Origin of the sequence: Corallococcus interemptor, assembly GCF_003668875.1 — a bacterium.
In the GTDB taxonomy this organism is placed as follows: Bacteria; Myxococcota; Myxococcia; order Myxococcales; family Myxococcaceae; genus Corallococcus; species Corallococcus interemptor.
Genome location: NZ_RAWM01000156.1, coordinates 1 through 20,787, shown reverse-complemented (window position 1 = coordinate 20,787; position 20,787 = coordinate 1). Strand labels below are relative to the sequence as shown.

At 70.5% G+C, this 20,787-nt stretch carries 16 protein-coding genes; 6 read left to right on the top strand and 10 right to left on the bottom strand.

All coding sequences use genetic code 11. The features are described 5' to 3' along the window. Positions 1–49 precede the first annotated feature (49 nt). The gene (locus D7X96_RS34355; RefSeq protein WP_244219826.1) at positions 50–2,230 is read left to right on the top strand and encodes a sensor histidine kinase; all 2,181 of its coding nucleotides are present in this window, start codon (positions 50–52) and stop codon (positions 2,228–2,230) included. Between the two features lie 5 nt (positions 2,231–2,235). On the opposite strand, the gene D7X96_RS34350 is transcribed toward D7X96_RS34355, so the two are convergent. From D7X96_RS34350 to D7X96_RS34340, 3 genes are all read right to left on the bottom strand, one after another. Next, positions 2,236–3,135, bottom strand: a complete 900-nt coding sequence (locus tag D7X96_RS34350; protein WP_120552895.1) for an MBL fold metallo-hydrolase — start codon at positions 3,133–3,135, stop codon at positions 2,236–2,238. A gap of 118 nt (positions 3,136–3,253) precedes the next feature. Continuing rightward, the gene (locus D7X96_RS41290) at positions 3,254–3,691 is read right to left on the bottom strand and encodes a cupin domain-containing protein (RefSeq protein WP_233610163.1); all 438 of its coding nucleotides are present in this window, start codon (positions 3,689–3,691) and stop codon (positions 3,254–3,256) included. A 240-nt stretch (positions 3,692–3,931) separates the two neighbouring features. After that, entirely contained in the window at positions 3,932–5,368 is a 1,437-nt protein-coding gene (locus D7X96_RS34340) for a metallophosphoesterase (RefSeq protein ID WP_120552894.1), read from the bottom strand. 129 nt (positions 5,369–5,497) lie between these two features. On the opposite strand from D7X96_RS34340, the gene sitA5 reads away from it, so the two are divergent. Together sitA5 and D7X96_RS34330 are read left to right on the top strand one after the other, a co-directional pair. Further along, positions 5,498–6,793 (top strand): SitA5 family polymorphic toxin, encoded by a 1,296-nt coding sequence (sitA5, locus tag D7X96_RS34335; RefSeq protein WP_121771650.1) that lies wholly within the window; start codon positions 5,498–5,500, stop codon positions 6,791–6,793. A gap of 15 nt (positions 6,794–6,808) precedes the next feature. Then, entirely contained in the window at positions 6,809–7,543 is a 735-nt protein-coding gene (locus tag D7X96_RS34330) for an immunity 52 family protein (protein WP_121724900.1), read from the top strand. Here D7X96_RS34330 and D7X96_RS34325 read toward each other — a convergent pair. Both D7X96_RS34325 and D7X96_RS34320 read right to left on the bottom strand, forming a co-directional pair. Further along, a complete protein-coding gene (locus D7X96_RS34325; protein ID WP_121771649.1) occupies positions 7,531–8,463 on the bottom strand; it encodes a TIGR02266 family protein in 933 nt (310 codons plus the stop codon). The two genes, D7X96_RS34330 and D7X96_RS34325, sit on opposite strands and share 13 nt — an antisense overlap. A 62-nt stretch (positions 8,464–8,525) precedes the next feature. After that, the gene (locus D7X96_RS34320; protein WP_120548775.1) at positions 8,526–9,884 is read right to left on the bottom strand and encodes an RtcB family protein; all 1,359 of its coding nucleotides are present in this window, start codon (positions 9,882–9,884) and stop codon (positions 8,526–8,528) included. Between the two features lie 235 nt (positions 9,885–10,119). On the opposite strand from D7X96_RS34320, the gene D7X96_RS34315 reads away from it, so the two are divergent. Next, positions 10,120–10,401 carry a hypothetical protein gene (locus D7X96_RS34315; RefSeq protein ID WP_120548774.1) on the top strand — a complete coding sequence of 94 codons (282 nt, stop codon included), beginning with the start codon at positions 10,120–10,122 and terminating at the stop codon, positions 10,399–10,401. Positions 10,402–10,408: 7 nt separating this feature from the next. Here D7X96_RS34315 and D7X96_RS34310 read toward each other — a convergent pair whose 3' ends face one another. From D7X96_RS34310 to D7X96_RS34295, 4 genes are all read right to left on the bottom strand, one after another. Beyond that, complete coding sequence (locus D7X96_RS34310) at positions 10,409–10,759, bottom strand: DUF2019 domain-containing protein (protein ID WP_121724730.1); 351 nt, start codon at positions 10,757–10,759, stop codon at positions 10,409–10,411. An 88-nt stretch (positions 10,760–10,847) separates the two neighbouring features. Further along, a complete protein-coding gene (locus D7X96_RS34305) occupies positions 10,848–11,819 on the bottom strand; it encodes a BTAD domain-containing putative transcriptional regulator (RefSeq protein WP_121771648.1) in 972 nt (323 codons plus the stop codon). A gap of 218 nt (positions 11,820–12,037) precedes the next feature. Next, positions 12,038–12,490, bottom strand: coding sequence for a PaaI family thioesterase (locus tag D7X96_RS34300; RefSeq protein ID WP_120548770.1), 453 nt, complete (start codon positions 12,488–12,490; stop codon positions 12,038–12,040). After that, the gene (locus D7X96_RS34295) at positions 12,490–13,038 is read right to left on the bottom strand and encodes a PaaI family thioesterase (RefSeq protein WP_244219825.1); all 549 of its coding nucleotides are present in this window, start codon (positions 13,036–13,038) and stop codon (positions 12,490–12,492) included. The genes D7X96_RS34300 and D7X96_RS34295 overlap by 1 nt, the downstream gene beginning before the upstream one ends. A gap of 62 nt (positions 13,039–13,100) precedes the next feature. Here D7X96_RS34295 and D7X96_RS34290 point away from each other — a divergent pair, with 62 nt between their 5' ends. Then, positions 13,101–16,544 (top strand): amidohydrolase family protein, encoded by a 3,444-nt coding sequence (locus tag D7X96_RS34290; protein ID WP_121771647.1) that lies wholly within the window; start codon positions 13,101–13,103, stop codon positions 16,542–16,544. Between the two features lie 403 nt (positions 16,545–16,947). Then, positions 16,948–17,415 carry a hypothetical protein gene (locus D7X96_RS34285; RefSeq protein ID WP_147468466.1) on the top strand — a complete coding sequence of 156 codons (468 nt, stop codon included), beginning with the start codon at positions 16,948–16,950 and terminating at the stop codon, positions 17,413–17,415. 4 nt (positions 17,416–17,419) lie between these two features. On the opposite strand, the gene D7X96_RS34280 is transcribed toward D7X96_RS34285, so the two are convergent. Next, positions 17,420–20,770 (bottom strand): hybrid sensor histidine kinase/response regulator, encoded by a 3,351-nt coding sequence (locus D7X96_RS34280; RefSeq protein ID WP_121771645.1) that lies wholly within the window; start codon positions 20,768–20,770, stop codon positions 17,420–17,422. Positions 20,771–20,787 lie beyond the last annotated feature (17 nt).

The window sequence follows — 20,787 nt, the reverse complement described above, 5'->3', positions numbered from 1 at the left end:
TGAGCGTCTCGTGGGCTCGGAGATGTGTATAAGATACAGGCTCCTGGCCGTGGGAGCGCTCCTGCTGACGCGTGCCTCCGTGCAGTCGCGGGTGATGGAGCGCTCCGTGGACCTGCAGGAGGTGGGGCTTCTGGGGCGGGCCTTCAGCGACAAGGTGTCCCTGGCCAACAGCGCGCTGCTGGCGGGCGGGCAGTCGCTCTCCCGGGACACGGCGCAGGCGCGGCGGCGCTTCCTGAACACCGCGGAGCGCCTGGCCGCGCGGCTGACCACGCCCGAGGACGAGGCCCTGGTGTGGGAGATCCGCGCCGCGGAGCAGGAGCACGAGGTGGCCCTGCGCTGGCTCGTGAACGCTGGCACGCCCCAGGAGCAGGGGCGGGCGCGCGAGCGGCTGGCCCACACCCACCGGCACGTGCGCGAGGCACAGGCCCAGCTGGAGCGCCGGGTGCAGGGGCGGCTGGCCATTGAGAACCGGTCCGCGGCGCGGGTGGACCGGTGGGAGACGGCGCTGCTGCTGCTCGCCTCGCTGCTGGGGCTGGCGGTGGCGGCGGCGCTGGCTTGGGTGCTCCACCGCCGGCTGCACCCGCTGCGGCGCGAGGCGGCGGCCAGCGCGCACCGCTTCCAGGCGCTGGTGGAGGGCGTGCGCGACTACGCCCTGGTGCTGCTGGACACGCGAGGCCGGGTGGCCAGCTGGAACCCGGGCGCCGAGCGCATCAAGGGCTGGAGCGAGGCGGAGATATTGGGCCGCCCCATCTCCATCTTCTACACGTCCGAGGACGCGGCGACGGGCAGGCCGGAGCGGGATTTGTCCCGGGCGCTCCAGGAGGAGCGGCTGCGCACGGAGGGCTGGCGGCAGCGCAAGGACGGCTCGCGCTTCTGGGCGGAGGTGTCCATCACCGCGCTGCGCGACGCGGACGGCCAGCCCCAGGGCTTCACCGTGGTGACGCGCGACATCACCGAGCAGCGGCGCACGGAGCGGATGCAGGAGCTGCTGGCGGAGGCCGGCCGCGTCTTCCACCAGTCCCTGAACCCCGACCTGACGGCGGCGGAGGTGGCGCGGCTGCTGGTGCCGGAGGTGGCGGACGGCTGCATCCTCTACCTGCTCACGCCCGCCGGTGAGCTGCGGCCCCGGGCGGTGACGCACGTGCAGCCCGAGCGCGAGGCGAGCCTGTGGGAGGCCCTGCGGCGCTTCCCGCCCCGCGCGGGCATGCCCCCGGTCGTCTGGGAGGTGATGCGCACCGGGCGCTCGCGGATGGACGTGGAGGTGGAGACGGGCGACCTGGCGGCCTCCGCGGAGACGGAAGAGCACCGGGTGCTCATCGAGCGCGTCGCCATCGGCTCGTCGATGGTGGTGCCCCTGCGCGCGGGCAGCGAGACGCTGGGCGCCTTCGTCCTGCTGACGGCGCGGGGCCACCGCCGCTTCACGCAGGCGGACCAGGTGCTGGTGGAGGAGCTGGCCGGCCGCGCGGCGCTGGCCCTGGAGAACACGCGGCTCTTGCGCGAGGCGCGCGAGGCGGTGGACCTCATCGCCGTCACCGCGCACGACCTGGGCAATCCCTTGCATGCGTTGCAGTTGCTGCTCAGCAAGGTGCAGCGCGCGCAGGCGGCCGGCCGCGACCAGGACGTGCGTCAGGGATTGGTGGCGGCGCGCGGGCAGGCGCAGCGGCTGGGGCAATTGCTCCACAACCTGCTGGACCTGTCCCGGCTGTCGTCCGGCAAGCGGCTGCTGGACGCGGCGCCCATGGATTTGGGGGAGCTGGCGCGCGAGGTGGTGGAGCGCTTCGCGGAGGCCGCCGCGGAGGCGGGCTGTGATTTGAAGTTGGAGGTGGAGGACGGGCAGGTGGGGCAGTGGGACCGCGTCCGCCTGGACCGGGTGGTGACGAACCTGTTGTCCAACGCGCTGAAGTTCGGCCGGGGCCACCCGGTGACGGTGTCGGTGTCGGCGCTGGACGGGGAGCACTCGCGGCTGCGGGTGCGCGACGAGGGCGTGGGCATCCCGCAGGAGGCCCAGCGCCGCGTCTTCGAGCGCTTCGAGCGGGAGCGCGCCGCGAGGACGCAGGCCGGCTACGGGCTGGGGCTCTACATCGCGCGCCAGCTGGTGGAGGCGCACGGCGGCGTCATCCACGTGGAGAGCGCACCGGGGTGCGGCGCCACCTTCACGGTGGACCTGCCGCGCATGCCCCGGCAGGTGGAGGAGCCGCGAGTGACGGAGCCGCAGCCGCTCTCCCAGTGACTTTTCTAGAGGTGCAGCGACGGCACGGGGGCGACGAGCCCGGGCTGGATGGGGAAGTCCTCGGGCAGCTTCTCGCGCTCCTCCAGCCGCTCGAACTCCAGCGAGTCGTGGGCGCAGAACACCGTCACCTGGTCGCCGTGGCGCTGCACCAGCTCCCGCAGCCGGCGCATGTTGTACCAGCGCATCCACCCGTCCTTCTGCATCAGCTTCTGGTAGGCGCGCAGCCCGGCGGTGCACCGGTAGCGGTCCAGGTCCATCTCCCCGTGATAGAAGTACGCGTCGCCCGCGTGCAGCATCCACCCGTCCCCGGTGTCGATGGCCACGCCCGCGTGTCCCAGCGTGTGGCCCACCAGCGGCACCAGCAGGATTTCCGGCGGCAGCCCGGTCAGCTCGCGCACGCAGTCGAAGCCGAACCAGCCCTCGCCCCGGTAGGGGACGTAGGTCTCCCAGCGCGTCTCCTTGGACCACTGCTGCGGGCGGAAGCGCGCGCGGTCCAGCCAGGACTTCTGCGCGGTGGCCACGCGGTACTCCTCCGCCAGCACGTGCACGCGCGCGTGGGGGAAGTCATCCAGGCCGCCCGCATGGTCGAAGTCCAGGTGCGTGAGGATGATGTCGCGCACGTCGCTGGCCTGGAAGCCCATGCGCTCCAGCTGGCGGACGGCGGTGGACTCCTCCGCCAGGGCGGGGCGGCAGAGCACGTCCCGGAACAGGCCATTGAGCCGCACGCGCGGCGCGTACACGTCATTGAGGCCGAAGCCGGTGTCCACCAGCACCAGGCCGCGCGGCGTCTCCAACGCCAGACAGTGGCAGGTGAGCGCCGCCGGGCCGACGAAACCGCGCCGTCCGTCCATGAGCCGCCGGCCGGGCGGGCACATCGTGGTGCAGTTCAGGTGGTGGATGCGCATGGCGGCTCCCGCTCCCTTGCATTCGTTCAGGGCAAAAGTGCGCCGTGCACCCCATGGGAGGAATCGCCGCGCGCGGACGGGACGGGGGCTCGCCCGCCCGGGGGGCGTGGGACGCCGCTCAGGGGGCGGGAGACTGCCCGGCCGCCTCCCCATCGAGCGGCGGGGCCGACATCAGCACCAGCGCCTCCGCTTCCGCGACGGGACGGTGCTCGACGCCCCGGGGGACGATGAGCAGCTCGCCCTCCTCCAGGTCCACGGTGCGCTCGCGCAGCTCGACCCGCAGGGTGCCCCGGGTGACGAAGAACAACGCATCTCCCGTGGAGTGCCGGCACCAGGGGCCGGTGCCCGTCAGCCGCACCAGGTGCACGGGCTGGCCATGGAGCATGCCCACGGGACGGACAATGCCAGGCGCAGGCAGGTCGGTGGAGGCGCGGGCCAGGTTCACCTTCTCCACGGGCGCGGCGACGGGCGCCGGGCCGGAGGGAGCGCGGCGGCGGGAATCCCAGCGGGGCGGACGGCCGCCGGAGAGGGGTGGGGTCCGGAGAATCGTGCTCATGCGGCAGGGACTCCTTCAGGGGGGACGCGTCCCACCCCCTCATGGGTTGTCTTGCTTTCTGACAGAGCCAGGGCCTGTGTTTCACCCCCTGCCACGAGGGCCGGTCCGGTATCCGACGGAAGGCGCCGGTAAGATAGGGATTGCCCCGCCAGGCGGCAGGTCCGCCCGGCGGGGCTGTGTGTTGACCGCCGGAGACGGTTGCCTGCAGGCAGTCACCTGGCGGATGTCTGATGTCCCGGCTCAGCGCACCCAGTTCACGTTGCTGTACGCCCTGGTGCCGTCCGCCCGCTCCGTGTTCGTCAGCGGTGCGTAGACGCGCGTGGTGATGGTGTTGGCGGCGGTGTCCACCTCCACGAGGCGCGTCGGGTTGGTGGTGCCGTCATGGAACGTGTTGAGCATCTGGTAGATGGTGTTGCCGTTCACGCCGGTGTCGGTGCGGTAGGCGGCGTTGCCCACGTGACCGGAGAAGACGAAGCGCACGTTGGCGTACTGCTTGATGAGGTTGTCGAACACGTACTGGGGGCTGTTGTTGCCGTAGCCGCCGTTCGACTGCTCGATGCCGCCGCTGCCGTTCAGGTGCGAGTGGGTGATGATGATGACGTTGTGCTTGGGAAACTGGGCCAGCACGGTCTTCGCCCAGTTCACGGCGTCCGTGCGGGCCCACAGCTCCAGGTTCAACACCAGCCAGTTCAGGCCGCCCGCGTTGAACGTGTGGTAGGCGTTGTCGCACTTGCCGGACTCGAACACGCCGCCCAGGGCCTTGAAGCGGGACAGCGGGAAGTAGGCGTTGAAGGTGGTGGTGTTGCGCAGGTTGGCGTTGACGTTGCCGGGGCACGCGCTGCCGCCCTGGCACACGGCCGCCGTGTCGTGGTTGCCCAGGGCGATGGCGTAGGGAATCTGGGCGTTATCGAGCACCTGGTAGGAATCACTGGCGCGCTGGTAGTAGAGGTGGTCGGGCGTGTCCCAGTCCAGCAGGTCGCCGGTGTGCATCACGAAGCGGATGTCCTGGGCCGTCTTGTTGTCGGCGATCCACTGCATGCGCTGGGTGAGCCGGGTGGGGGCGTAGACCGTCTCCTGCTGCGTGTCGGGGATGACGACGAAGGTGAACTTCGTGTCCACGGTGGTGGGCGCGGCGTAGAACTTGATGCCTTCGTTGGTCCAGCCCGCGGCGGTGAGCGCGTCGCGCTCCGCCTGGGTGACGGCGTGACGGTGTTTCTTCAGGCCCGGGTTGTCGAAGCGGTAGACGGGCACCAGGCACGTGTCCGCCGTCTTGGACGCATAGAAGCCCACGCCCTCGTCGGTGGTGAAGCCGGAGGCGATGAGGTTCGAGCGCTCGGTGGCGTCGATGGTGACGATGTGTTCACCCCGGCTGGGGCTGTAGAGCCGGTAGACGGGGGACAGGCCGGTGCCGGAGGAGCTCGCGGCCTTGAAGGGCGTGCCCCGGTCATCGGTGTAGCCGTAGGTGGTGGCCGCGTTGGCGGCCTCGTTCGCGTTGAGCGTGAGGAGGCTGTCGCCCGTGGACGGACGCACCCGGTGATACACGGGCTTGCTGAGCGCGGCGCAGTCCAGCGCCGCCGTGGTGCTGCCCAGGTGCTGGGGTTCAGGCGCCTCGGCAGGACCGCAGGCGGACAGCACGCCGGCCAGGGCCAGGGCCGCGAGGAGGGAAGAAGGCTTCAAGATGTGCTCCCAGTGAAGTCGTGATGTTCAAACTAAGATTGAATTGCTGGGATATGCATAGCATTGATGGAAGGGGCTGGAGAAGGCGCCTGTCGAGGAGTGTCGCGAGTGTTACAGGGGCGGAGCCGGATGACCGTGTGGGGACTGCTGGTCGTGCTGCTCACGGGCTGCGCCAGCGGGCCCACGGTGCGGCTGCGCGCGGAGCGGGGGACGCGGGTCCATGAGCCGGTGACGTGGGACCGAAGGGTTCCGGTCAGCGCGCGGGAGTTCGAGGAGGCGCTGACGCGGCTGGTGTTGGAGGTGCCGCTGACGGTGCGCTCACCGAGGGTGGTGCGCGCGGCCGCGAAGCAGGGGGCGGAGCTGGACCGGAGCCTCGGGTTCATGCTGCGCGACCGGTACGGACGGTGGTGCCGGGCGCATGAGGCTCCGGGGGACTGCCTGTCCTTGCTGGAGGACGGGGCGGGCTTCGGCGAGCTGGACCGGCTGACGCTCGCGGTGGGCATGTCGCTAGAGCCCCTGCGCGCGAGCATCGGGACCGCGTTGCAGGACACGTTGAACCCGGAGTTCTTCGTGTCCGTGGTCTCGGGAGCGATTGCGTCCTGGGTGGTGCTGGCCGCGGCACCGGAGCCGCTGTTCACCAAGGCCGCGGCGGTGATTGCCGCTGTGTTCCTGGCATACGTGGGCGTGCAGTCGTTCCTCGCGGTGGTGCGGGCGTGCGGGGTGCTGAAGGACGCCACGGACCGGGCGACGACGTTCCAGGAGCTGGAGGAGGCGGCGGAGGTCTTCGCAAAGGCCCTGGGGCCGGAGGTGGCACGCGTCTTCGTGCTCGCGGTCACAGTGGCGGTGAGTCACGGCGTGACGATGGGGTTGTCCTCCGCGCTCTCTTTGATGCCGCGCTTCCCGGGTGCCGTGCGGCTGGGCCCGGCGCAGGTGTTGGATGTGAGCGCGGTGGTGGTGGCGGGTGAAGTGGTGGAGGTCACGCTCGCGTCCACGGCGGTGACCATGGCCACGATGGGGCTTCCACCGTCAGGAGGTCCAGGCAAGTGGGTGCAGGTGAACGAGTCGATGTCCGACCGGGCCCGCGACTATCAGGCCCAGGTGACGGAAGCACCGAAGGGCTCCGCGTACCGGCTACAAGAGGGGGACACCGTCGTGGACTTCGACGGCTACGACCCCGTGGAGAACGTGCTGCTGGAAGCCAAGGGCCCGGGCTACGCGAAGTTCATCACCGACAACATGACGGTCAAGCAGTTCTATAAAGGCTTCATCAAGACGATCGCTCAAGCCATGCGCCAGGTCAGCATGGCAGATGGAAGACACATTCGTTGGATTGTCGCCGAGAAGCGATTCGCCGACCTGCTTCGAGCAACCTTCAACGAGCAGAAGATCATCATTGAGGTTGTACACATTGATCCCGTCCGTTGAGGAGACGCTGAGGCCATGATTGAGACGTACTACGCAGGCTGCTACTGGCTGGCTCGACCTGAGCCCGTCGAGGCTTGCGCCCAGCGTCTGGAGGATTTCCTTCGGCGGATGGAGCCTCTCGAACCGACGTGGAACCGCTGGCATGAAGCGGCAGCAACTTTCGAGAAGGCCCGCCAGCGTCAGGTCCCCGTGAACGTCGCCACGCTCACGAAACTCCTGAGCAAGAAGAGCAATCGATTCCGTGACTTCTCGAGCTTTCCCCTCTGGGCGGGTGAGAACGAGGAGGAAACCTCGGGCATCAATGGCAACTGTGGGGGCGCCTCTTCACGCATGGCCTCTGTCTGTGCCCTCAATGCGCTCAGCACGGGCCAGGTCGCAGAACGCGTACTGACCGCTCCGGTACTCACTGGCGTGGTACGGGCCATGGCCTTGGCGTGGGAGCCCGAGTTCGGCATCGCGACCTCGCATGCGCTGAAGGCCCGTCTCCAAGGGCTAGAAACACGTCCCAGCCTGGACACCTTCGTCGGCTGGGTCACCTACCTCGCCGACTCCCGAGGCCCCGTGCCCCCTCTGCCCGCGCCCGTCCAGGTGGAGCACATTCCCAACCGGGGCACGCTCATCACCCTCACGCCGGAGAAGTTCACCGTCTCCAACCCGGCTCACGTCGCCCTGGCCGCGGACGTCCAGGCGCGCCTCCAGGACGCGGGGCTGCTCATCCCCCTGCGCCCCTGGGCCCCTCAGTCCGGGTAGAACATCGGGTCCCGCGTCGCCACGAACGACGAGATGGCGTGCGCCACCTCCGGCGGCAGCGTGGTGAACTGCACGCCCACGCCCGGCATCAGGTCCGGCGTGCGGTCGTTGCCGTCGCGCGCCCAGCGCACCACGCCGTTCACCGTCAGCGGCCGGCCTCCCGGCAGCGTGAAGTCCAGCTCCACCGGCGTGCCGCGCGGCACCGCCTCCACCGTGGCGATGAAGATGCCGCCCTCGCTGATGTCCATGGAGAAGCCGGTGAAGAAGTTGGAATCACTGCGCGTGTCGATGGCCGTGTGCATCCGCACCCGGCCCGCCTTGCGCCCGTCGCTCTTCGCCGGCGTGAGGGCCACGGCGGCGCGTGCCGGGGGCCGCTCCGCGCGGGTCGGCGACTCCTCGGAGACCTTCGCCCCGGAGGGACGCAGGGCCGCGGGCGGGACGACCTTCTGGGTCTCCGCCTCCGCCGCGCGCCGGGCCTTCTCCTCGGCCTCCGCGCGGGCCTTCGCCGCGGCCTCCACGCGCTTCAGGTCGGACTCGGCGGACGTCAGCGCCTTCTCCACGAGCGCGGCGTCCTCCTGCTGCACGCGCAGCGCGGACTGGAGGTCCAGCCCGGCCTGGCGGCGCGTGTCCAGCGCGGCCTCGCGCGCGTCCAGGGCCTTCTCGCGCAGGCGTGCCAGCTCCGGGGACGGCTCGGGGGACTCGGTGTCCTCCAGGCGCATGGCCCACTGGGACAGGCGCGAGTCTCCGGCATGCTCCGGCCGGGCCAGGGCCTGCCGGGTGCGGTTCAGCCGCTCGGACAACGCGGCCGCGTCGGCGGTGGCGCGAGCCACCTGTTCAGCGAGCTGCGCTTCCAGCTTCGCCATGTCGGCTTCGGCGCGAGCCAGCTCGGCTTCCCGGGAGGGAGTGGGGGACGGGGGCATGGGTGGGGCTCCAGGCTGGCGCCCACTCTAGCGCCGCCCGGCCTCCCCCACGAGCCCCCTCGTCAGTCCGCGCCCTTGATGCAGGCCACCGGCTTGAGGCGGTGCGCCACCCGGGCGAGTCCCGCCTGCTCCACCGTCTCCAGCACGTCGTCCAGGTTCTTGTAGCAGGGCCCGGACTCGTCCAGCGGCGTGGTGCGGGTGTTGAGCAGGATGCCGGCCTCCGCCATGCGCCGGTCCGTCTCCTCCTGCTGGAGCTGCCGGCGCGCCGCGGCACGGGACAGCCGCCGGCCGGAGCCGTGGTTCACCGAGTAGATGGACTTCTCCGCCCCTGCTTCCGCGAACAGGATGGCGCTGCCCGTCTCCATGGAGCCCGGGATGAGGATGGGATGTCCGGTGGACTCCCACGTCGTCCCCTTGAGGGCCGGGTGGCCGGCGGGGAAGGCCCGCGTGGCGCCCTTTCGAGCCACGAACTTGCCGCCCTCGCGCTGGATGAGGTTGTGGCTGATCTCGTAGTAGATGCTCGCGGTGCCGCCGAACACGTCCTCGAGCGCCCCGCACACGGCCTCGCCGATGAGCAGCCGGTTGGCCACGGCGAAGTTGGCCGCCATGTTGTGCAGGTTCCAGTAGCTGCGGCCCAGCGGGCTGTCCGCGTCCAGCCAGACGAAGTCCTCGCTGCGGCTCTTGAGGCCCAGCTGCGCGGCGCCCGCCACGAAGAAGTGCTTGGCGATGTTCCAGCCGAAGCCCCGGCTTCCGGTGTGGAGCATCACCCAGACGCGGCCCGTCTCATCCACCTGCATCTCGGTGAAGTGGTTGCCGCCGCCCAGGCTGCCCAGCTGCCCGCGCTTGTCGAAGGCGCGCTCGGGGATGGACACGCCGGTGTCCTCCACGGGGATGAAGTCGCGCTCGGTGACGGAGCGGCTGCGGCCCAGGGCCTTGGCGCCGTGGCGCAGCACCTCCTTGAGGGTGGGGTCGCTCACCTTGCGCTGCTTGCGCGCCCGGGTGGCGCCCACGCCCACGGCGATGCGCTCAGTGACCTCGTTGATCCACTGGCGGCGCTTCGCGGGGTCGGCGACGTCCTCCACGGTGAGGGAGGTCTGCAGCTGGACCATGCCGCAGCCGATGTCGTAGCCGGCGGCGGTGGGCAGCAGGGTGCCGTCCGTCTCCACGATGGTGCCAATGGGGACGCCGTAGCCCACGTGACAGTCGGGCGTGACGGCGACGCGGGTGACGCCGGGGAAGGTGGCGGCGTTGACGACCTGATCGAAGACGGCGTCCTCGAGCGCGGGGGCTTCCGGGTTGCCCTCTTCGCCCCAGAGGAGCTTGTCGGAGAGGAACAGGTCGGCGTGCACGCGCATGGTCTTGGTGCGCGGCAGGACGTAGTGGCCCTCGGAGACCTTTTCCAGGTGTTGCTTCCAGCTCATGGTGAATCCCCCAGGTGAGTGAACCCGCGGCAGGGACGAAGCCCTCCCTCATCCCTGACGGTGCCGCTTTCCGGACACACGATTGGCTGCTTGCCTGGCGTGCGCCAGGGGAAAACCCGGGGCGGTGGACGGAGGGAACGGCCGGGAGTGCACGGAGTGGCAATCAGACAAGCCTGGGGGTTGCGGAGCCCGATCGGCATTCCCATTTCTGCAGCGTGCATCAAGGGGGTGGGCGATGGGGTTTTTGACGGGGATGGTGCTGGCGATGTCGTTGCAGGCGGGGCCGGTGGAGATGACCGCGGCGCCGGTGTTCAATCCATCGCTGTGCGCCAAGAAGCGCGTGGATCCATGCGGGTGCCACCACGTGTACGGCATCCGGCACTGCCACCAGAACCGGAAGAGCAATCACTGCGAGGCGCAGGTCCGCGCCTACGAGCCGGACGTGGAGCAGGAGACCGCGGAGGCGACGAACCCGCTCCAGAGCCTCATCGACCCGGCCAAGTCCGTGTCCATGTAGGCCGGAGCTATCCCGGGTCCAGGGACCAGGTGCCTTCGTCCCACCGCTTCAAGGCTTCCGAGGCTTCGAAGGGAACAAGCCCCTGGCCCCGGGCGGCTTCCTCCAGGACGGCCCTGGCTTCCGCCGTCCGGTAGCGCAGCAGGTGCGCGGCGGCCATCACCCGCACGTCCATGCGCTCATGCTTGAGCAGCACGAGGAGCGCATCCCGTCCGGGGTCGCCATGGGCCAGGAGTTGATCGATCGCGGCCCCGTACTTCCTGGCGTGCTTGTTTCCGGTCCTGGAATCGCCTTGCCAGATGGCATCGGTCTGGGCGGCGACGTGCTTCGCGACCTGTTCAACCAGCTTCTCCAGGGTCATCACCAGACTCCCTTCTGAGCCGCATCAAAGAACCGGCTCAACCACGAAGAAGGCTGGCTGCGAAGGCCTTGTCCCTGCATCACTCGCCTCAATGCGAGGTGGCGAACTCGTCAGGCAGTGACTCCGAACGGCTCACCTCCAGCTCGCTCTCCGAGCGGATGATGACCCAGCGCGCCTGCGGCGACACACGCAGGGCCATCACGTTCGGCGCCAGGCGGCGCATCTCTGGACGGAAGGGCATCACCGGCGCGGGCGGAGGCGGCGTGGGCTGGGATTCGGGCTCGCGGTTTCGCAGCGCGAGGACCTTCACCGTGGGCCGCTCCGGCATCGGATCGCTCGCAGGGCTTCGCGGCAGCGCGGGCTGCACCTTGAGCGCCGGCTTGTTCAGCACCACGGGCGTGATGGACGGCGGCGTGTTCCCATTCGGCGTGGGCGTCGCGAAGTCGGCCATCGCCACGATGACCTTCGGCAGCGGCGTCACGGCCGGAGTTCCACGGCCGGACACCGGCGTGATGGACGGCGGCACGCTGCGCATCCGCGCGGGCGGCGGCGTCGGCGGTGGCAGCCGGTCGAAGCGGTAGAGCTCCTCGTCCTCCGCCGTCGGCGTCACCGCGCCCTGACCCATCCGCGCCAGCTCCTGCTGCAGCGTCGCGTTTCGCGGATCCAACTCCAGCGCGACCTTCAGCGCGCCCCTCGCGCGGGACTCGCAACCCAGTGACACCAGCACCCGGGCGGCTTCACGGTACGCGGCGATGGCCTGCTCCTGCTGACCCGCGCGGCGACAGGCCGACGCCAGCCGGATGCGCACATTCGCGTCCCGGGGCAGCCGCTTCGCGAGCTGCGCGTACGTCTCCGCGCACTGCGCGAACCTCCCCCGCTGGTACAGCGCATGGGCGGCTTCCTTCAACTCCCGCAACTTCATCGACTCGCGCTCGCTCATGGGGGTCTCCGCGTCGGTGTCGCTCCCCTGAGCTAGCAGGCGACGTGCCGCGCTCCCGTGACGTGCGCTCGCGTTCACTGCCTCGCCCCCACCGCGACCGTGGGCCGGAATCCCTGTCATCCACCCGGCGGACCCAAAGGCAGACCACCGTGTCCCCGTGCACGCTGTCCACTGAAGGACCCCTCACGGACCCTGTAGAAATGGGGAACCGCGCTGTAACAATGCCAGTCCGAGGATTCCCTGAACTCTCAGGAGAAGTCGGATACGCACGCATGGGACAGGGGGGCAGCTCCGGATGACGGGTGTCACCTGGAGGCCGCATCCCTGCCCTCGAGGGCTCACGGCTCCGACAGCAGGAACAGGGCGTGCGAGCTGGCGATGGGCCGCGTGCGGTCATCCTGCCAGGCCTCCACGCGCACGTTGGCCACGCGCCGTCCCTGCCGCGTGATGAACGCCTTGGCGAACGTGTCCTGCGCCTTGCCCGAGCGCAGGAAGTCCACCGTGGTGGAGATGACCTTGGGCACGCGCTCGGTGTCCGTCTGGAGCAGCAGCTCGAAGATGGCGCTCGACTCCAGCAGCGCCCCCAGCGTGCCGCCGTGCAGCGCGGGCAGGATGCTGTTGCCAATCAGGTGCGGCGCGTAGCGCATGCGGCAGAGCATCTCGCCGGCCAGGTTCTCCACGCCAATGCCCATGAAGCGCGTGTAGGGGATGGCGTCGGTGAGGCGGTGGTACTCGCGCGACTGGCGCACCTGGCGCACCAGGTCCGCGAGGGGAAGCGAAGGCGTGCTCATCAGCTCTCCACCCGCATGAAGGTGCCCTGTGAAGAGGCCACCGGCGTCGCCGGGTCGCCCTGGTGCACCAGCGCGCGCACGAAGGCGACCATGCGGGTGACCTTGTAGCACTCGGCCCGCGCGGTCAGCGGCAGGCCCGGGCGCGCGGGGCGCAGGTAGTCGATGCGCAAATCCAGCGTGACGATGGCCGCGAACGCGTTCAGCGCCGCCATCACCGCCGCGCCGCTCGCCGCGTCGATGAGCGTCGTCACCGCGCCGCCCGCCACCACCCCCGTCTCCGGGTTGCCGACGAGCACGTCCGCGTACGGCATCACCACCGTCGCGGCCGTGGCCTCCACCGCGTCCAGCCGCAGCTTCAGCGCGTGGTTGTGGGGCACTGCCTCGGTGAACAGCACGGAGAGCTGCTCGCGCCGCGCCTCCGGGTCCGTGGGAAGACTGAAGTCCGACATGGGCTGGATGCAGTAGCAGATCCGGACCGCGCCAGGGGAACGCACCGCGGCACGCCGCGCCCAGGAACACGCCTGCCCGTCCGCGAGTTCACGGCGCACTGCGAGCCCGCGCATCCTGGCAGGATGCCGCGCCTTTGCGTCTTTCCCCGAGGACACTTCCGGTGAACCGACCCCTCTCGTCCCTCTGCTTCGCGCTGCTCGTCCCGGGCCTGCTCCTGGCTGCGCAGCCCCTGCCCAAGCCCGCCGGTGCGCCCGTACCCGCACCGCCGGGGCAGAGGGAAGCGCCTCCACAGGAACCGCCCAAGCCGCCCGCGCCCAAGGACACCGCGCGTGAGGCCGCCCGGGCGAGCGAGGGCGACGGCGGCACCCTGGCCCCCGTCGCCACGCCGGAAGCCCCCGACGCGAAGAAGGACGAGTGGAAGGTGGACGCGCCCCGGGGCGTGGCCAGCAAGCAGGTGCCCATCGACGTGCGCGAGGGCACGTGGCTGAACGTGGACGTGAGCCCGCGCGGGGATGAAATCGTCTTCGACCTGCTGGGTGACATCTACGCGCTGCCCATCGCGGGCGGCGAGGCGCGCGCGCTGACGTCCGGCGCTTCGTGGGACATGCAGCCGCGCTACAGCCCGGACGGGAGGTCCATCGCGTTCACCAGCGACCGGGGCGGCGGCGACAACGTCTGGGTGATGGACCGCGACGGCAGGAACCCGCGCGCGGTGACGCAGGAGAAGTTCCGCCTGCTCAACAGCCCGGCGTGGAGCCCGGACGGGCAGTTCCTGGTGGCGCGCAAGCACTTCACCGGCCGGCGCTCGCTGGGCGCGGGCGAGGTGTGGATGTACCACCGCGCGGGCGGCGAGGGCGTGAAGCTCACCGAGCGCGCCAACGACCAGAAGGACCTGGGTGAGCCCGCGTTCTCACCGGACGGCCGCTCCGTCTACTTCAGCCAGGACATCACGCCGGGGAAGTCCTTCGAGTACGACAAGGACCCCAACAAGGAACTCTACGTCATCCAGCGGCTGGACCTGGAGACGAAGGAGGTGGAGCCCTTCGTCACCGGCCCCGGTGGCTCCATCCGGCCCACGCCGTCACCGGACGGCAAGCAGCTGGCGTTCGTGCGGCGCGTGCGCGGCAAGAGCGTGCTGTACGTGGCGGACGTGAAGTCCGGCGCGGAGCGGCCGCTGTATGACGGGCTCGACCGGGACATGCAGGAGACGTGGGCCATCCACGGCGTGTCCCCGGTGATGGCGTGGACGCCGAACAGCAGGTCGCTGGTGTTCTGGGCGGGCGGGACGCTGCACCGCATCGACGTGGCGACGAAGCAGGTGACGCCCATCCCCTTCCACGTGAAGGGCACGCGCACGGTGTTCGCGGCGGTGAAGGGCCCCCGGCCCGTGGCGCCGGACCGCTTCGACGTGAAGATGCTGCGCTGGATGCAGGTGTCACCGGATGGCAAGAGGCTGGTGTACCAGGCGCTGGGCAAGCTGTACGTGAAGGAGCTGCCGTCGGGGCAGCCCCGGCGGCTGACGCGGCAGAACGCACACCTGGAGTTCTATCCGTCGTTCTCACGGGACGGGCGCTCCATCGTCTACACGACGTGGGACGACGACGCGCTGGGCGCGGTGCGCGTGGTGCCAGCCACGGGCGGCGAGGGCCGCGTGGTGACGGCGCAGCCGGGCTTCTACGTGGAGCCCGCGATGAGCCCGGACGGCAAGTGGGTGGTGTACCGGACGACGGGCGACGGCTACCTGATGCCGGGCACGTGGAGCCGGGAGACGGGCCTGTTCGTGGTGCCGTCCACTGGCGGGGGCGTGGCGCGCAAGCTCACGCGCGACGGCGAACAGCCGCACTTCGGCGCGAAGCCGGACCGCGTGTACTTCCTGCACGTGGAGTCCAAGGACGTGGAGGACGTGCGCACGCTGCGCAGCATCGGGCTGGACGGCGGCGAGCCGCGCACGCACCTGACCAGCGGCGGCGCGCTGGAGATGCGTGTGTCCCCGGATGACAGGTGGGTGGCCTTCCGCGAGGACTTCAACGCGTACGTGACGCCCTTCGTGCGCGGCGCGAAGGAGGCGCGCGTGGGGCCGGGCACCAAGGCGATGCCGGTGACGCAGGTGAGCCGTGACGCGGGGGAATACCTGCACTGGTCCGGCACGGACGCGCGGCTGTCGCTGCACTGGGCGCTGGGGCCCAAGCTCTACACGCGGGCGCTGAAGGACGCGTTCACGTTCATGGACGGCTCGCCCAAGACGCTGCCGCCGCCGGAGGCGGACGGGGTGGACGTGGCGTTCTCCTCGAAGTCGGACGTGCCGGAGGGGACGCTGGCGCTGGTGGGCGGGCGCATCATCACGATGAAGGGCGAGCAGGTGGTGGAGGAGGGCGTGGTGGTGGTGCAGGGCAACCGCATCGTGGCGCTGGGCCCGGTGGGGAAGGTGAACGTGCCCGCGTCCGCGAAGGTGGTGGACGTGAAGGGCAAGACGCTGATGCCGGGCCTGGTGGACGTGCACTGGCACGGGGCCATGGGCGTGGACGGGCTGATGCCGGAGCAGAGCTGGGTGCAGGCGGCGTCGCTGGCGTTCGGCGTGACGACGCTGCACGACCCGTCCAACCACTCGGAGACCATCTTCGCCGCCAGCGAGCTGGGCAAGGCGGGGATGCTCACGTCGCCGCGCATCTTCTCCACGGGCACCATCCTGTACGGCGCGGCGAGCGCGGACGCGCACGTGGAAATCGACACGCTGGACGACGCGCGCCGGCACCTGCGGCGGATGAAGGCGCTGGGGGCCTTCAGCGTGAAGAGCTACAACCAGCCCCGGCGCGACCAGCGGCAGAAGATCCTCCAGGCGGCGCGCGAACTGGACATGCTGGTGGTGCCCGAGGGCGGCTCGCTGCTCCAGCACAACCTGACCATGGTGGTGGACGGGCACACGAGCCTGGAGCACTCGCTGCCGGTGGCGCGCATCTACGACGACGTGCGCCAGCTGTGGAAGGGCACGCAGGTGGACTACACGCCGACGCTGGGCGTGGCCTACGGCGGGCTCATGGGGGAGAACTACTGGTACCAGAAGACGAACGTCTGGGAGGACACGCGCCTGTTGTCCTTCGTGCCCCGGCGCGTGGTGGACGGGCGCTCGCGGCGCCGCGTGATGATTCCGGACGAGGAGTTCAACCACCAGAACGTGGCCCGCGCGGCGAAGGAGCTGAGCGACCTGGGCGTGAGCGTGCAGCTGGGCGCGCACGGTCAGCGTGAAGGCCTGGCGGCGCACTGGGAGCTGGCGATGTTCGTCCAGGGCGGCATGACGCCCATGCAGGCGCTGCGCGCGGGCACGCTGAATGGCGCGCGGCACCTGGGCATGGACAAGGACCTGGGCTCGCTGGAGGTGGGGAAGCTGGCGGACCTGGTGGTGCTGGACAGCAACCCGCTGGAGAAGATCTCCAACAGCCGCACGGTGCGCTACACGATGGTGAACGGACGGCTGTACGACGCGAACACGCTCAACGAAGTGGGCACGCGGCAGCGCACGCGCGCGAAGTTCTTCTTCGAGAAGGACGGCAACGAGGGCTGGAGCCCCCGCGCCAGCACGCACGCGACCGAGCAGGTATGCGATTAAGCGTCGCCGTGGTGTTGTGTGGAGCGCTCGCGGGCTGCGCAGGCGGCCCGCGGCAGTTCCGTCAATCCCTGGGCCCTGGGCCCGGGCCGGGCTGTGTCAGCACACTGGATTGCCAGTGCAAGGAGGGCTCGGCGGCGGCGTGCGAGCAGCTTGAGACCGTGTCACCGCCCCGGCCCCGGAAACCGAACCCGTTGCCTCCTCCCGGGACGGATAAGGAACTGGAGAAGAAGGAACAGGTCAGGGAGTCCTGCACCCAGGACTACATTCGCTGTGTCGATATGGGCGGAGACAGCGAATCCGGACGCGTGAAGGGAGAGAGCCTTTGTGACTCTTGCCGGTCCTATTGCATGGCGAACGGGTTCTGGCCTGACGCCATCTACACCTGGAACGGGAAGGCGCTGCCATGCCCACGAAAATGAAGAACGCGTTCCCGGACCCGCCTTTTCGGGATCCGGCCTGGCGTGCCTTCGGCGACGAGGTATCGGACGTGACCGTCCTCGCGCCCAAGGACTGGGCTCGGTTCCGCGCTGGCCTCAAGCAGGTGGGGCGGCGCCATGAAGGACGGGTGCCGTCAGCCTCGCTTCATCGCTACATCGCCAAGACTGCTTTCTTCTGCGCCGCGCATTGGGGGCAGACCCCGCGAGTCGTGCGAGGCGCCCTGCGCGCCTACCTGAAGCACCCGCTGGACACCCGGATGTACTCCTACACGGCCGCGGAGTACTGGCAGTGGGCGTTCAAGGTCTCCCCCTCGGATCTGCCCGCCGCGGAGTCCATGCTCGCGGAGGTCCGCGAGTACCTGCCATCCCTGGACGACCACGAACGCCGCAACACGGAAGGCCTGCTGGCCTTCCTGGAGCGCCAGCGCGGCTGAGCCTTCAGCGGGCCGTCGCGGCCACCTGGGCCAGGGCCTGTTGGATCTGCGGCAGTGCGTAGGGCTTGGGCAGCACCACCACGCCCAACCACTGCCGCGGATCCCCGTCCAGGGCCGAACGGCCGTGGCCGGACGCGATGATGATGCGCATGGCGGGCTTGCGCAGCGCCACCTCGCGCGCCAGGTCCACGCCGGACATGCCCGGCAGCGTGACGTCGGTGAACAGCACGTCGAAGCGCTCCGCCACCAGCGCCACCCGCGCCTCCTCCGCGCTCGCCACCGGCATCACCGCGTGGCCCAGCAACCCCAAGAGCTCACTGGCGGACGCGCGGATGTCCTCGTCGTCCTCCACCAGCAGCACGTGCATCCGCCGCGCGGCCTCCTGCGTCGCGGAAGCCTCCGCGGCGCGCGGTGCCTCCGGCCACTGGAGCTTCGGCGTCGCCAGCCGCTGCTGCCGCTGGTCCAGCAGCGCGCGCACCTTGCGCGCCAGGTCCTCGCGCCGGTACGGCTTGGACAAGAGGTTCACGCCGGGGTCCAACCGGCCGCCGTGCACGATGGCGTTATCCGTGTAGCCGGACGTGAAGAGCACCTCGATGTCCGGCTGCAGCGCCTTCGCCTGCCGCGCCAGCTCCGGGCTGCGCACCGGTCCCGGCATCACCACGTCCGTGAAGAGCAGGTCCACCGCCACGCCGCTCTTCAGGATGGACAGCGCGCTCTGCCCGTCCACCGCGCGCAGCACGCGGTAGCCCAGCTCCATCAGCAGCTCCACCACCGTGGCGCGGACCTCCGCGTCGTCCTCCACCGCGAGGATGGTCTCCTTCCCGCCCTCCACCGGCCCCGCCACCACCTCCGTCACCGGGGTCTCCGGCTGGAAGGAGCGCGGCAGGTACACCTTCACCGTCGTGCCGTGCCCCAGCTCGCTGTAGAGCTTCACGTGGCCGCCGGACTGCTTCACGAAGCCGTACACCATGCTCAGCCCCAGGCCCGTGCCCCGGCCCTCCGGCTTCGTGGTGAAGAAGGGCTCGAACGCGCGCTCCATCACCTCCGGCGTCATGCCCCCGCCCGTGTCGGACACCGCCAGCAGCACGTACGACCCCGCCAGCACCTCCGGGTGGGCTTGCGCGTAGTGGTCGTCCAGCGACGCGTTGCTCAGCTCCAGCGTCAGCCTCCCGGCGCCTCCCATCGCGTCGCGCGCGTTGATGGCCAGGTTGAGGATGACGTTCTCCAGCTGGTGCGGATCCGCCAGCGTGTTCCACAGCCCGCCGCCGATGACCGTCTCCAGCTCCACGTCCTCGCCCAGCGCGCGGCGCAACAGGTCATCCATTCCCCGCAGCAGCCGGCCCAGGCTCAAGGAGCGCGGCTCCAGCGGCTGCCGCCGCGAGAACGCCAGCAACTGCCCCGACAACCGCGCCCCGCGCTCCACCGCGCTCAGCGCCGAGCGCACCCGGCTCAACCCCCGCTCGTTGCCCGCGAGGTCGCGCTGGAGCAACTGGAGATTGCCGCCCACCACCTGGAGCAGGTTGTTGAAGTCGTGCGCCACGCCGCCCGTGAGCTTGCCCACCGCCTCCATCTTCTGCGCCTGCCGCAGCTGGTCCTCCGTCTGCCGCTGCGCCGTGACGTCGCGCCCGCTGGCGTACAGCACGCCGTCCTCCGGCACCGGCACCGCCGTCCAGGAGATGCGCCGGTAGCCGCCGTTCTTGCAGCGGTAGGCGCTCTCGAAGCTCAGCGTGGGATTTCCTCCCTCCAGGCTGTGCACCTCGGCGCGCGTGCGCGCGTAGTCCTCCGGGCGCTCCAGCCACTCCGACGTGCGGCCCAGCAGCTCTTCCTCCGTCCACCCCAGCATCCGCGTCCAGGCCGGGTTGACGCTGAGGAACCTCCCCTCCGCCAGGCTCCCCACCACCAGCAGGTCCTGGGACACGTTCCACACGCGGTCGCGCTCCCGCGTGCGCTGCTCCACGCGCTCCTCCAGCGTCTCGTTGGCCTTCTTCAGGTCCGCCAGCGCCTTGAGCCGGGACAGCGTCGCCCACACGCGGTCGGCCACGTTGCGGCACAGCTCGATCTCCTCGTCCGTCCACACGCGCGGCTGCACGTCGTGCAGGAACAGCACCGCCACGAACCGGCCGTGCTCCAGGAGGGGGATGTTGAACAGCGCCCGGATGCCCACCTGCTCCAGCGTGGCCGCCTGCGGCGCCGTGCGCGGGTCCTCCCGCACGTCCGGGATGGCCACCACCTGGCCCTTGAGCAGGTCCTCCAGGAACACGCCGTAGTCGTGGAAGCGGTGCACCCCCTCCACGCGCCCCACGTCCGGTGACTCCACCCAGTTCGGGTGCATCAGCACCAGCGCGTGCGCCGCGTCCACCGTGCCGTAGCCCGCGCGCGGCACGCCCAGCAGCCGCCCCACCACCTCCATGGCCAGCTGCGCGGCGGCGTCCGGGGACGTGGCCTCGCGCAGCCGGTCCGCCATGTCCAGCAGCGCCGCCTGCCGCAGCTCCGCGTGCTTGCGCGCGTCGATGTCCACCAGCACGCCGGGAAAGCGCAGCGGCCTGCCCTGCGCGGAGAGGTGGCAGTGGCCGCTGGCCTCCACCCACCGGTAGACGCCGTCGGCGCGGCGCACGCGGTACTCGGCGCGGTACGCCCCGCCCGCCTTCAGCACGCGGGCGATGACGGCCTCCACCCCGGGCCGGTCCTCCGGGTGGATGGCCGCCACGAACTGCTCAAGGGGCAGTCCTTCGCGCGCCTGCATCGGATCCAGCGAGAAGGAGTGCGCGAAGCGCTCGTCCGCGACGACGCGGTTGCCGGGCACGTCCCACACCCAGGTGCCAATCATCGCCTCGGCGTTCAGCGCCAGCTGCACGCGCTCGTTCGCCGCGCGCAGCGCGTCGTCGGCCAGGTGGCGCTCGGTGACGTCCTGGGCGATGCCAACGAGCTGCACCGGCTTGCCGGCCGCGTCGTACACCAGCGACGCGCGCCGGTGGATCCACCGCACCTCGCCGGTGTCCCGCTTGCGGACGCGGTACTCCACCGACGGCGTGACCTGCCCCGCGGCACGGGTGCGCGCGTTGGACACATGGCGCCGGTCCTCCTCCAGCGCCAGCGCCTCGATGTCCGTCGCGGGCAGCGTCTCCGTGATGGGCACGCCGTACAGCCGGCAGAACTCCGGCGTCACCGTCATCAGGTTGGTGGCGATGTCCAACGTGAACACGCCAATGCCGCCCGCCTCCTGCGCCAGCCGCAGCTGTTCGTGCTTCACGCGCGCGTCGGCGCCGTCATCCAGGCCCGCGTCGCGCAAGCGCAGCCGCAGACGTTCGACCTCGGCCCTCAGGGCCTGTTCGGTTTCGGAAGGGGGCGCGCTCATGAGCGGGGGGGCACCGC